Below are 12938 nucleotides of genomic sequence, written 5' to 3'. Positions count from 1 at the left end.
CCGCAGCGATCTGGCACAACTTCCAGACCGGCCAGGCGGTCAGCCGCTCACTGACCGCCTTCGACCACTGAACGCATTCGGACAGACTCGTCTAGTTGCCTTCGCGGTACCGGGCTGGCCAGATCAGTGCGCAGCCTTCTCGACAGTGCCGTCCTGGCCCGTGCCAGCAGGCCGGAGATGCTGCTCGGACCACACCGTCTTCCCGTTCTTCGCATAGCGGGCCCCCCACCGTTCGGCGACCTGGGCAATCAGGAAGAGGCCGCGGCCGCCTTCGTCGGTTGTGCGGGCGTGGCGCATGTGAGGTGAGGTGCTGCTACCGTCGAAAACCTCGCAGATCAGCGTGCGGTCACGTATGAGCCGGAGTTGGACGGGCTCTGAGCCGTAGCGGATGGCGTTGGTGACCAGCTCGCTGACGACCAGTTCCGTGGTGAAGGCAAGCTCCTCCAGCCCCCACGTGGCCAGTTGCCGGGTCGCATTGGCCCGGGCCGATGCGACGGCTGCGGGGTCCTGGGGGATTTCCCAGCACGCGATGTATTCCTCCCCTAGAGAGCCTGTCCGGGCCAGGAGCAGCGCCACGTCGTCCGTCGGCCTGTCGCCCACAAAGCCGGTGACGGCGGCTTCGCATTGTGCTTCCAATGAGGTTCCCGGCGTGCTAAGGGCGTCGACCAGGTGCCGAAGCCCGCGATCCGTGTCGAGCGAGGGGCTCTGGATCAAGCCGTCGGTGTAGAGGGCGAGGACGCTGCCTTCCGGAACCGAGATACAGGTGGATTCAAAGGGCAAGCCCCCGAGACCGAGGGGCGGTCCACCGGGGAGGTCGACAAGTCGTGCGTCGCCGTCGGGGGTGACAAGTACGGGTGCCGGATGCCCAGCACGTGCGAGGATGCAGTGGCAGCTGACCGGGTCGTAGACGGCGTAGAGGCAGGTCGCTCCCGTGACGCCGGAAGGATCTGTGGATTCCTGGGCGATCCGGCTGACCATGTCGTCGAGGTGGGCCAACACCTCCTCCGGGGCGAGATCGATGTCTGCAAGGGTCTGCACAGTGGCCCGGAGCCGCCCCATGGTGGCAGCGGCATGGATGCCGTGGCCGACGACGTCGCCGACGACGAGGGCGACCCTGGCTCCGGAGAGCGGAAGAATGTCGAACCAGTCGCCACCCACGCCGGCGACCGCGTCGGCCGGGAGGTAGCGGTAGGCCGCCTGCACGGCGTTCTGCGCCGGTAGGTCCACCGGGAGCAGACTGCGCTGGAGGGTCAGTGCTGCGGCGTGTTCGTGGGTGTAACGACGGGCGTTGTCGATGCAGACCGCGGCGTGTGCGGCCAGTTCCTCTGCAAGATCCAAGTCATCGGGCTGGAACGGCCCGGAGTCTCGTGAGCGCTCGAACGTGGCCGCTCCCAGGATGGCGCCGCGTGAGCGGATCGGCACAGTCATCAGTGAATGGACGCCCAGGTAGCGCTCGCGCACGCTGCGGTTCGGGTCAGTCAGGTCGACGTGGGAGGTAAGCGATGGAAGCCCACTAGCGATGGCGCGCGCCGCGGTCAACTGCTGAGGGTACGTGCAAGGCCTGCCCGACGCGGCGGCCGCAGGGACACCACTGTGGGTCGAACGATAGCCGACCGATCGCAGGTCGGACACGGTGGCGGCGTCCGTCACACCCTGCGGCGCCTCCTCACCCCGGAGTACTCCCTCAAGGAGGGCGACCGTGACGTGGTCGGCAAGTCCCGGGACGGCGGCGTCGGCCAACTCCTGCGCGGTGCCAGCAACGTCAAGTGTGTTACCCATACGCTTGCGGGCCTCGTTCAGGAGCGCGAGCTTCTGCTGGGCACGGTAGTGCTCGGTGGTGGACAGGACGATGTAGCAGGCGCCCAGCGGTCGCCCGCCCTCGGTCTCCAGGCGAAAGCACGAGGTGGAGTACGTGACTTGTCTCGGGTCCGCACGCACACGTCCGAAGTACTTGCGGCCCGACGATGGAATCCCAGTCGCCAGGACCTGGCATATTTCGGCTTGGGTACCCGCCACGTCCAGTCCGACCAGGACGTCTGCCGGGCGTCGGCCAAGAAATCCGTCGCGAGGGATCCCGCAGAGTTCCTCCATGGTGTCGTTCACCCAGATGAAGCGCAGTTGCGTGTCGAGTATGGTCATGCCTACCGGGGCGGTTCGAGCGAGCCCCTCCAGCAGGGAGCGACCGGCACGAACCCACCAGGTGCGGGCGGTGTCGGCCGCGAGGATCAGGTGCATGGCCGGTCCGCTCCGGCTGTGGACGGGAACGATCCTGACCTCCAGGTCGAGGCGGGAGCCGTCACCATGGCGGACGACCTGCCGGCCCTCCCACTCCTGTTTCGAATCAAGCCGCCCGGCGAAGTCGGACGCACCAGCCTCACCATCCGTCTCCATCGGTGAGAGAACATCTGTCAGGAGTCGACTGATCGCTTCTCGGGCCGACCAGCCGAGAAGTGCCGTAGCCCCCTCGTCCCACCCGCGGATCACCCCAGCGCCGTCGACCACGATCACGGCCGTTGTCGGGCCGATAGGCATACCTGCGGCGATGGAAGGAACTCTCGTGGGAGCACCCATGTTGGCCCATCCCTTGCAGCTGAAGCGTGCCGCTCGAATACGGATACCGGAAGCTTTTCCACCGTAACCGGATCAAAGCCACCTGGCACGCCTTATCGGGTCCGCCGCCGGATCCCGTACAGCAGACGCTCCCAGCTTGCGGCGATAGGCTCAAGCACGCTTTCGCGTAGCCCTACCGAACTGACCGGCCACCACTTAAAGTCATAGACTATACACCCTAAGCAATGAACTGCACGCATCGCCTACGGCCTCAGTATGCAACCTGGGCTTGTTCCGCTTTGACGGACACCAGTGGTGTGGTGGTCAGGCTGCGTGTGCTGTCTCGTATTCCGCTGGGCTGCGATAGCCGCGGCTGCTGTGCAGACGGTGCAGGTCGTACCAGCTCTCGATGAAGTCGAAATCGCAGTGCAGGTGGCGGCCCGGCTGGGCCAGGTCGCGGTGCCCAGTAGCTCGCGCTTGATGGTGGCGAAGAACGATTCGGCGAGCGTGTTGTCCCAGTACTGCCCAGTGCGGCCGACCGACAGTCGGATGCCGATCTCGTCGGCCAGCGCAGCGAATTGCTGACTGGTGTATTGCCTGGACTCAACCAGTCGTTGCAACACCGGCTTGTTGAAGCAAGAGTAGCTGTTCGTTGAACGCCTCGGCGGGGGTCCTCCAGCCAAGTGTCTTGCGGGGTCTGGTGTTCAGCGCGTGAGCAACAGCTTCGATTTCTTCGGCGGACCAGCGCGAGAGGTCGGTGCCCTTCGGGAAGTACTGTCGCAGGAGTCCGTTCGTGTTCTCGTTCGTGCCTCGCTGCCATGGGCTGTGCGGATCGGCGAAGAACACGGGGATACCGGTCTCAATCCTGAACTGCGTGTGTGCCGACATTTCCTTGCCGCGGTCCCATGTCAGCGACCGCGTGAGCTGCTCGGGGAGCATCGACATCGCGTTGGCGAGTGCCGTCTTCATGGAGATTGCTCCGTAGCCGGCCAGTGGGGGGCCGTTCTTCGTTCGAGGGATCGTGCCGTATCCCTCTTCGCGGGGCAGATGGACCAGCATGGTGAACCGGGTCGACCGCTCGACAACCGTGCCGATCGCGGAACGCTCCAGCCCGATGATCAAATCCCCTTCCCAGTGGCCGGGGACAGCGCGGTCCTCGGCCTCGGCGGGCCTCTCGCTGATCAACGCTCCTGGCGTGACATGCGCCCAGGTCTTCCGTCGTGAACGCGCCTGCGGCGCACGCAGAGCGCGACCGGTCCGAAGACACAGGATGAGCTCGCGCTTCAGCGCCCCGCGGCCCTGAATGTAGAGGGCCTGGTAGATACATCGTGAACACCCGCACACGGATGTCCCTCAACCCCGCATCCTCTCCGATATGATAGCCGAACTGGCACGCACAAGCCATAAGTAGGCACTCAAATTCAATACTCGGGCTATCGGCCGCTATAGAATTGTAAATCCTGTAACATATTATGGGCAGATAAGTAAACTTTTCAGCACCGCAAGTTGGGTGCAGGAGTCCTACTCTCAGTGCCCTGGAAGACTTTGACGCAATTGAGCATGATAGAACTCGCGCTTCGACAGGCCAAGAGTTCTCGGTGTCGCCACAAGATGGGGGCCGTCCTCGCCGCCGGCAGGCGAATTAGAGCAGCGTCCCCCAATCTGCGCCGAAATAACCCCGCCGTCGACTTCCATAATGCCACTTTCCATGCGGAGGAAGCCGTACTACGGCGTACAGGGAACGCGGCAGGTTCCTCCATTTACGTCGCGAGGGTCAATGCTGCCGGAATCCCTATGCTCGCCAAACCGTGCCCTAGATGCCAGACTGCTCTGCTTGCGGCGCGAATAGCACGAGTCTATTACACCGTTGACGCTACGACATTTCACGGAGTGAATCTCTCCACGGCCTCTGCCTGGAGGCGAAATCAAAGCCGAACTACGGAAGAAGAATGGAAACCCGATCGATTTTGCAAGATATTCAGAGGGCGTGACCTGGCAGCGATACCCTCCCGGGACAGTCCTTCGGCGTTATCACATGACGTCCGGTTTTTGATGATCTGAGAGCGCGGACCGCGAGGGTCGCCGGACTTGGCGGCGGGCAGCAGCGATGGTCCCACCCCGGCAGTGTGGGAAGTCTGCGAGTTCCGCATGCCAAAGCGCCGGTGTGGAAACCACTCAGAGCGAAACTGCACCTGCCCACATCTTTGATCGCATCGCCGTCCCCTGCTGGGCAGTTTCCGCCCACTGTGCCGTGCCACGCTCCCCGAGCGCAGCCGGCGCCGTGTCAAATAGGGTTTTCTAGAGACCAACTGCCGGTTTCCCCACCTGGGCGGAATGCGAGCCAGGATCATGAGAGGTAGGACCCGATTGCCGCACTAGCCCGCGATGGCGCTCAAACGGGCTTCGCTGGATCATGTCCGCCACCACTGCGCCCGCGACCCGCAGCCGCTTGGCAGGCCTTGTTGCGCGTTTCGGGGACCCAAGGAGGCACGACGGGCCTGTCAATCCTGGCCTCAAGCCTGACAGTATCGCAGCCGCACTCTCCTTGATCCTGGCCGAGCACCCCCCGCAGAGCCCCGAACCGGGTGCTGCCAGATCCAGCGCAAGGGGGTCTGTAAGTACCCAGTCCTCCGAACAACTCGATGCGGATCGCGTGCGAGAGGCGAGCGTGGATGTCCCCCTGCTGGCAGGACTCGCGTCGACCTCGCCACCCACCTCACACCAGCCGAGATCCGCCGTCCGCTCGCAACTCCACCCTGCCACCAGCCTGCAGAGCGGACGACGCACTTTGTTGGCGGCTCCCCACCGCGTAGGCGCAATGCCGCCATGTGCGGACCAAGGTCATCAGCCGATGATACTCCACCAGCTCGCCTCGACCCGTAGTGAGCCGGTCGCCATTGGGGCCCGCTCGACCGCGGTGACAGGTATGAGCGGACCTGGCTCATTGGCTACCGTCGGCTCAGCCAGCGATATGAACGCGACCGCCAGGCCTAGCGGCCTTCCCCTGCATCGTCGCTCGCACTCTATTGCCACCAAACACTTCCGCTACTTCACCACTCGGGACACGGTTTTAGCCGCCTATCAGCGGTTGATTCTCCTAAGAGTTGAATTCAGGTGCCACATTTGAACGTGTGTGCCATTCGCCTTGCCACGATTACCCACACGTTACCCTGTGAGCCCCTCGGCTTCACTCTGGCGAAGCCCATCAAATGAAGAAGAACATATACTTGACAAACCTTCTGGCGCCTCTGCATCTGAGGGCCTTCGGCATATGAACCCGGCGGAAAATTTCCATGAACTACTGCGATTATTGCCAGCGGCATTTGAATGGCGCCTACAACTGCCCCGGTTGCGGAGCTGGCGTTGCTCACCACGGTGCTGTGGCACGGCTGGAGCACGCCCTGGCTTCACAGGGCCAAACAAAACACGAGATGGACTCGGCCACCGTCACGCTGAGTCCTGTATTCGGCACCGCGCCAGACGACAGACGGAACCGCAAATCGCCACCACTGATGCCTGCCATCATTGGTCTGACCACTCTGGTTGCGTGTGTCGCAATAGCTGTCCTGATCAGCTTGGGCAACGGCAACAACTCTCCAACCACCGTCGAGCCCACTAGTGCAGGCAGACGCCTCGAAGTGTTGGGGCCCTCCGCGTCGGCACGCACATCCAGTGAAGCCGCCGGCCACACCTCAAGCCCCCAGCCGACCGATGGCCGCAGCAGCAGCGGTACGGCCCCCCAAGTTTCGAGTTCCCAAGCTGTTCAATTCCCTGTTGGAGGGAATGAGTCACAAGCTCCCGGGACTGCGCAGCCATCGGCCGGATCCCAGCCACCAGCCGAATCCCAGTCACCGGACATCACTCCTCATCCTGACTTCCCAGACTCATTTGTGGGCCAGACGGATAGGTGCCTAGCAAGTGGCGAAAAAACGAGCAACGGAGGAGAGTCATTGGTCATGGCATCCTGTGACGGCTCTGCTAGTCAGTCATGGCTTCGAACCCCGGACGGCTCGGTCAGGAACAACACCAGTGATAGGTGCATAGACATCATCGACGCTCAGATCGATAGCGGTTCAGCCGTTCAACTGTTCGTCTGCAACGGTACTCCCGCCCAGACTTGGGCCTACAGTTCGAGCCATGAATTGATCAACCCCCAATCCGGTCGATGCCTTGATACAGACGCGTTGACGATTGAGGACTGCGACGGCAGCGTCAGCCAAAAATGGCGCCTTACCTGACTTCCACTCAGAGATGCACGTCGGCTTACCTCATCCGGCGTCGAAATTTTGCGCCTTAGACACACGAAAGCTTAAAGCCTCCAGAAGAAATAATAACACCGCAAACCAGCGTAAGGGACTCTCTCGTAAACCCTCACTCGACAACCGAGGGCACAGGGGCTACCTGGCACGCTTGTCGCACAAGGAGCACCCAAGAAGGGGCCGCGATTCATACACTCGGGATCTTCTGATTATTCACACCTCAAAAGCTTCAATCCGAACTCGACGGACAATCGCCATGAATTATTGCACTTCTTGTCAACGGCATCTGAATGGCGCATACAGCTGCCCAGATTGCGGTGCCCCATGCGATGCAACCTTGCAGGGCGCCGCAATCTCGTCGCCAAATACCACGTCGTCACCGAACCGTGCGAACCACACGGCCGATTCGGCCACGGTGACGACGGGCGATACTCCGAGCATCGCATCGCGTGAGCAGACTCCCAAGTTGCTAACATTGAAATCAAGCGCAATTGGTCTGGCTATGCTATTCGCATGCATCCTGGCAGCCATATTCGTCGGCCTAGCCAACAGCGGCGACGCCTCAAGCACCGGGATATGTCCTCAAGTAGCGAACACTCTCAAACCCCACCCCCGTATAGGACGGGAAGGTTACGGCAAAGAAGGCCAGCCGTCCCAATTCCAGGGTGGGCGCAGCGCTGTACCTGTAGAGCCTGAAACCGAGAACTGTTGAAAGCATCAGACTAACCACAGCGGTTGGCTGCGGAGCTCGGTCATTGTGGACAACGCGCCGCGTGCTCGGGTCAATCGTGCGGTGCTCGCGCATCGACTGTTCACGGGGATCTCGCAAGGTCATCTGGGCAGCTTGGTCGAGGAGTTGGCCCAGCCGTGGCAGGCTGCGGTCGAGGGCCGCCGTCACGCTGCACGTGGCGGTGTCAGGAAGCGGGCAGCGGGTGCCGGCGCCCGGCATCAGCTGGTGTTCGTCGACCGGCTGGTGGCCACGCTCATCCATCTGCGGCACGACCGTCCGCAGGCCGTGATCGGGCTGCTGTTCGGCGTCGACCGTTCCACCATCACCCGGGCCGTCGCAGAGCTACGCGCCCTCCTGGCCCCAGCGTGGCTGCGCGGTCCCCGACCGCCCTAACCTGCGGCTACGCACGCTGGCGGACGTATTCGCCTACGCCCAGGCCGAGGGCGTCGAGCTCCGTCTAGACGCCACCGAGATCCAGGTCCGCCGCCTGTCGCCAGCCGCGGCGGACGGCGAGCGTTCGTGTCGGGAAAGAAGAAGCAGAACACGATGAAGGCCACCGTGATCGCCGACCATCAGGGCCGCACGTTATGGACAGATGCCCTGCGCCCTGGGCGGATGCACGATGCGACCGCCGCACGCAATGAAGGCATTGCCATCTGCTTCCAGCACGTCCGTTAGGCATCGGTCGGGTCGAACTTGCCTTGCTAGTGAAGGATGCGGCGGTGTGGGGCAGGTTTGATAACGAAGACCGTCAACCGCGACGGTGAAGACGCGGGTAAGCGGCATGCCGTGTGAGCCGGTTCCGTCCACGCCGCCGGCGCGCACGGTGTCATGGGAGCGGAGCCAGTGCAACAGTCGCCGGAAGCTTGGTGGGTGGTGGGGAACTGGGCGTCGGTGAGATGGCGCTCGATGTGATCAACGACAGCCGGGCACGAAACGGCCGCAAAGCATCCAGGCCCGCACTGCGGTCTGGTGAGGTTGAAATATTTGGCAACCTGAATCACCGACCCGTCACCACGTCGGGGCAACTAGAAGATCTCGGCTTCGAACCCTGGCATGAAAGTGCGTCCAGGGCACGTCGTTAGTCTTCCACCTTGCGCTTCATAAGGAACATCGGCTTCGCGCAGAACCCTTGACCTCGGATTTCCGCAAGAGCGGATCAGGCCCCGCTGCCATGCAGCCTGACTTCAGTCGACTCCCATTCACATACCTGCCTCGGTACAACCGTTTCGGGGCCGTGCGTGTTGGAGAGCCTGCCCACACCTGCGGATCAGTGACGCTCGTTCTGGTTCAGTACGCGAAGGCCATGCACAGTGGAAACGATGAGAGCGCAGCCCACCAGTCCGAGCAGAACACTGAAGACCGCCGCCCCGGGCGAAGGATGGTTTATGAGCGCAACAATCATCTCAACCACCAGCAGGGCACCGGCCACAATACTGAGAATGCCCGTCCACCGAGACCGGGGAACGAACCGCCACCACGATCCGTCCGCCGGGCGCCGCCAAGACCGCTTCTCGTCCTTCATTTCGACCTCCTACGATCCATGTATAAGGCAGGGGCGTAGGCTGTAGCGTCACCGATCTTCATCACTTCATGCGTTCTGGCCGCCGTCCATCCCGGCAAGGTGATCGCAGGGGCCGATGGCCCAGGCTGTTCTGCGCCTCGGTTAGCCCGGCCGACGTGGCCGCACCCGCGATCGGACAGTGCTGTCCGAGGCAGCGCCAGAGGCGGGCCTGGATCCCCTTCACATTGCGCCTGGCTTTACAAGATCCGTCGCATCTGTCGTCAATTGCCCTGTTGCTCGAGGGTGCCGCATCGCCCCTCCGAGCCAAGCCGCACGCGGGCACTCCGTCGCTCTGGACGTCGGATCATGCGAACCTCCGCGGAAACACGCGCTCCTTGAACGTGGTCAGACTGCTTACCGTCTGGAGAGGATCGCAAGCTCCTCATGTACCGTGATCGGGGTCGCGGGCGATGAATCGTCAGTTGACTGTAGCGTGGCGCAACCGGTCACGCCGCAGTGACCATGTGCTCCCTGCGGATCCGCGCTTCTCTTCTAAATGGAGCCACTCACGTGACAGCCACCCGCACCCTCGGCGCACGGCCTGTGATCGCCATCGCCGGTTTGGGTATCGAGACGTCCACCTTCTCTCCGGCTCGAACCGAGGCTCAAGCTTTCCACCCCTCTCGCGGCAGGGAAGTCCTCGACCGATACCCTTTCCTCAGACCTCGTGAGCCGCTGCGCGAGGCCGCCGACTGGCACGGCGCACTGGTTGGTAAGTCGCTTCCTGGCGGTACAGTCACCGCTACCGCCTGGCGCGACCTCACTCACGAGTTGATTCAACGCCTCACCGCTCTGCCACCGGTGGACGGCCTCTGGTATGACGTCCACGGTGCCATGACCGTCGAGGGAGTCGACGACGCGGAGACTGTGCTTCTCGCCAGGATCCGCGAGACCTTGGGCTCGCACGTGATCGTCTCCACCTCCATGGACCTGCACGGCAACGTCTCACGCGAACTCGTCCGCCATAGTGACCTCCTCACCTGCTATCGCATGGCTCCGCATGAGGACCACATGGAGACCAAGGAGCGTGCCGCTCGCAACCTGGTCGACCTTGTCGTTTCCGGCGCGCCACGTCCGGTCAAGGCGTGGGTACCGGTTCCGGTGCTGCTGGCCGGCGAGCAGACCTCGACCCGCATTGAGCCCGCTAAGGGCTTGTACGCGGCAATCGACGAGGTCGAGGCCATGGACGGTGTGACGGACGCTTCGATCTGGGTCGGCTACGCCTGGGCGGACGAGCCGCGGAGCCGGGCGGCGGTGGTCGTGACGGGGCAAGATCAGCAGGTTGTCGCCGCCGGAGCGGAAATGTTGGCCCGCAGGTTCTGGGCGGTCAGGAAGGATTTCGCCTTTGTAGCGCCGACGGGCACTCTCGATGAGCTGCTCGATGAGGCGCTTTCCGTGGGCTCACGCCCCTACTTCATCAGTGACACCGGCGACAACCCCACGGCGGGTGGCGCGGGCGACGTCACCTGGGGGCTTACCCGGCTCCTGGCTCGCCCCGAGTTCACCTCACCCGACGGTCCCGCCATCATCTATGCGTCCTTGCCTGGACCCGCTGCCGTCGAGATCGCGGTGGCGGCCGGCGTCGGGGCGACGATTACGGTGGAGGTAGGCGCGGATGTCGACGACAGGCATGCTGGCCCGGTCACCCTGACCGGGCAGGTGCACGCTGTCCGCCACGGCGACCGCGATGCGGTGACGGAGGTGGTGGTACGCGTCGGCAACGTCTACGTGATCGTCACCAAGCTGCGTAAGGCTTACCATTACGAGCATGACTTCACTGAACTGAGCTTGAACCCGCGTGACGTCGACGTGGTCATCATCAAGATCGGCTATCTGGAGCCTGAGCTCTACGACATGGCAGCGGGATGGAAGATGGCGTTGACCCCCGGAGGCGTCAACCAGGATTTGGTGAGCCTCGGCCACCAGCGCATCCGTCGCCCGATGTTCCCATTCGACCAAGACATGGCCGACCCGAACCTCACGGCGCGAATCGTGCCGTCCTCGAATGAACCACCCCTGACAGGCTGCGACGAGTGAGTATGCACTTATGGGCATGCTCATGACTTCCTTCGCCTTGTGAACCACCTCGTTGCTCATCTCTCCGACCTCCCCTCGTACCCCGTGCGGAAGCGGGGTGGTGGCGTAGAGGATCGAGTTCGTTGGCGGTGATGTTTCAGTGTCGTTGGCGTCGTGGGTGGGTGGAGAGACGCCGGAGTCGACTCGACGGGTGACACGCACGGCCGCTCCGAAGAGCTCACTGGCTATGCGCCTGCGCGATAGTCTGGGACATGTCTTCGATGACGAGCTTTTCGCGGCTGCCTTCCCGGCTGACGAGCGGCCGGCAGTCTCACTCAGCGCGCCGGCAATGGTGTCGGAGATGCGGTGTGCCGAGGCGCTGTCTGATTAGCAAGCCGCCGAGGCCGGGCCGTGAATCGACTGGAAGTACCTGCTGGGCCTGGACCTCGATGACAGCGGGTCCGACTACTCGTTACTGGCCCGGTTCCGGGCCCTGCTGGTCACGAACAGACCTGAAGCGTGCTTCCTGGAAGCGGTGTTGGAGGTTGCCAGAGGCCGGGGGTTGTTGCGTCGGGCGGGCGCCAGCGCGCCGGTTCCATTCGGGTGGTCGCTGACGTCCGCGTGCTAACCGGGCGGACTTGCTGAGACCTCGCGTGCCGCGCTGGAGACACTCGCCGTTTCGCACCGCAGTGGCTGGAGCGGGCACTGACGGAACGGGGAACCAACTGACCCGGTCGGTACGGAGAGCGCGTGGACTCCCGGCACGAGCTGGCTGCCTGACGGCCAGGACTGCGACAGCCGGCTGCGGCACGTCGTTGAGGACGAATTTCACTTGCTCATGGCCGTCTGGAGGCCCGACACACCCGACTGGTTGCGCCACATCGAGGCGCTGCAGATCCTGCACGAGGAATGGGTGCGGCAGTACCATCGCGGTCCGGGACGAGGTGCGGTTTGCTGAAGGCGAGGATCTGCCCTGGACACGGACTGGTGGTAAGATCCAATGACACCGAGGCGCACTACCGCACCAAGAAGACCACCAGCTGGACGGGGTATTGGCTGCACCCGACCGCACCTTGCGACGACGAGACGCCCTCGCTGATCACGGATGTCACCACTGCGACCGGAGTCGACGGGGACACTTGGGTCTTGCCCGGCATCCACGCCCGTCTCGCCGAGCTGGAGCTGCTGTCAGCCGAGCAGCTCATCGACAACGGCTACGTCACGGCGGGCACTCTGATCACCGCCGGCCAGGAACACGGCATCCAGCTCATCGGGCCCTGCTTGCTCTGTCGCCGGCGGCAACGGCCTCCGGCGGTTCGGCCACGACCACTTCCCAGATCGACGACGCACGACGCAGATTCGTTTCGTCGCGGCGACCCGCCGTGCCTGCCCCATACGCTCGCAATACACGACCAAACAGCGATGCGCACCGAGGGCACCTCGAACAGTTCCGGGCCCGTCTGAAAGCGCCGCCCGCCCCTTGACACCTCCACTTGCAGCGTGGCAGCGCTTCTTCAACCATGGGATGCCGAGCCAACTCCTCAACCAGATAGCTCAGACGTGGTGTTGTGAAATACCGGTGAACAGCCGATGCGCAAGGGCCGCTCGGTGGACCATGATCTCCAGGCGCAGTAACCAGTCGAATTCGCCGACCGCATTCGGCTTCGCCAGCAGGACCCAGCGCAGCCGGTCGGAACCTCGCGGTCTCTACCACCGGTGCAGCGGATGGCGTCCCTTCTTGTGGTGTAGCCGATCATCCGGCGGTTGTCTTCGTGGTGTTGGGGAGTGCGGGGGCGCCTTCGGGGAGCTCGGCAGGGTA

Annotated in this window: 7 protein-coding genes and 2 pseudogenes; 6 read left to right on the top strand and 3 right to left on the bottom strand. The window is 63.4% G+C overall.

Annotated features, from left to right (window positions below; translation table 11 throughout):
* Window positions 1–123 precede the first annotated feature (123 nt).
* Together ACIP98_RS40825 and ACIP98_RS40820 are read right to left on the bottom strand one after the other, a co-directional pair.
* On the bottom strand, window positions 124–2508 hold the full coding sequence (locus ACIP98_RS40825) for a SpoIIE family protein phosphatase (RefSeq protein ID WP_401981718.1): 2385 nt from the start codon (window positions 2506–2508) through the stop codon (window positions 124–126).
* Between the two features lie 645 nt (window positions 2509–3153).
* A pseudogene (locus ACIP98_RS40820) lies at window positions 3154–3873 on the bottom strand (IS30 family transposase); the annotation flags it as partial.
* A gap of 237 nt (window positions 3874–4110) precedes the next feature.
* Here ACIP98_RS40820 and ACIP98_RS40815 point away from each other — a divergent pair.
* From ACIP98_RS40815 to ACIP98_RS40805, 3 genes and pseudogenes are all read left to right on the top strand, one after another.
* Window positions 4111–4611 carry a hypothetical protein gene (locus ACIP98_RS40815; protein ID WP_401981722.1) on the top strand — a complete coding sequence of 167 codons (501 nt, stop codon included), beginning with the start codon at window positions 4111–4113 and terminating at the stop codon, window positions 4609–4611.
* Window positions 4612–5843: 1232 nt separating this feature from the next.
* The gene (locus tag ACIP98_RS40810) at window positions 5844–6788 is read left to right on the top strand and encodes a ricin-type beta-trefoil lectin domain protein (RefSeq protein ID WP_401981715.1); all 945 of its coding nucleotides are present in this window, start codon (window positions 5844–5846) and stop codon (window positions 6786–6788) included.
* Between the two features lie 778 nt (window positions 6789–7566).
* A pseudogene (locus ACIP98_RS40805) lies at window positions 7567–8208 on the top strand (transposase family protein); the annotation flags it as partial.
* 601 nt (window positions 8209–8809) lie between these two features.
* Here the strand turns inward: ACIP98_RS40805 and ACIP98_RS40800 are convergent.
* On the bottom strand, window positions 8810–9064 hold the full coding sequence (locus tag ACIP98_RS40800; RefSeq protein WP_401981712.1) for a hypothetical protein: 255 nt from the start codon (window positions 9062–9064) through the stop codon (window positions 8810–8812).
* A gap of 549 nt (window positions 9065–9613) precedes the next feature.
* Between ACIP98_RS40800 and ACIP98_RS40795 the strand changes: the two genes are divergently transcribed.
* From ACIP98_RS40795 to ACIP98_RS40785, 3 genes are all read left to right on the top strand, one after another.
* Window positions 9614–11140, top strand: coding sequence for a M81 family metallopeptidase (locus ACIP98_RS40795; RefSeq protein WP_401981711.1), 1527 nt, complete (start codon window positions 9614–9616; stop codon window positions 11138–11140).
* Window positions 11141–11534: 394 nt separating this feature from the next.
* Entirely contained in the window at window positions 11535–11747 is a 213-nt protein-coding gene (locus tag ACIP98_RS40790) for a transposase (protein WP_401981720.1), read from the top strand.
* 359 nt (window positions 11748–12106) lie between these two features.
* On the top strand, window positions 12107–12583 hold the full coding sequence (locus ACIP98_RS40785; protein ID WP_401981709.1) for a hypothetical protein: 477 nt from the start codon (window positions 12107–12109) through the stop codon (window positions 12581–12583).
* The last annotated feature ends 355 nt before the right edge of the window (window positions 12584–12938 follow it).

It is taken from the genome of Streptomyces sp. NPDC088354, assembly GCF_044753585.1.
GTDB lineage: Bacteria > Actinomycetota > Actinomycetes > Streptomycetales > Streptomycetaceae > Actinacidiphila.
The sequence above is the reverse complement of the archived record's forward strand: the minus strand, read 5'-3'. Positions and strand labels throughout refer to the sequence as shown.

Bases quoted from the DNA above. Each gene is read 5' to 3' on its own strand.
- ACIP98_RS40810 (WP_401981715.1), top strand. From the start codon at position 5,844: ATGAACTACTGCGATTATTGCCAGCGGCATTTGAATGGCGCCTACAAC.
- ACIP98_RS40800 (WP_401981712.1), bottom strand. From the start codon at position 9,064: ATGAAGGACGAGAAGCGGTCTTGGCGGCGCCCGGCGGACGGATCGTGG.
- ACIP98_RS40815 (WP_401981722.1), top strand. From the start codon at position 4,111: ATGATAGAACTCGCGCTTCGACAGGCCAAGAGTTCTCGGTGTCGCCAC.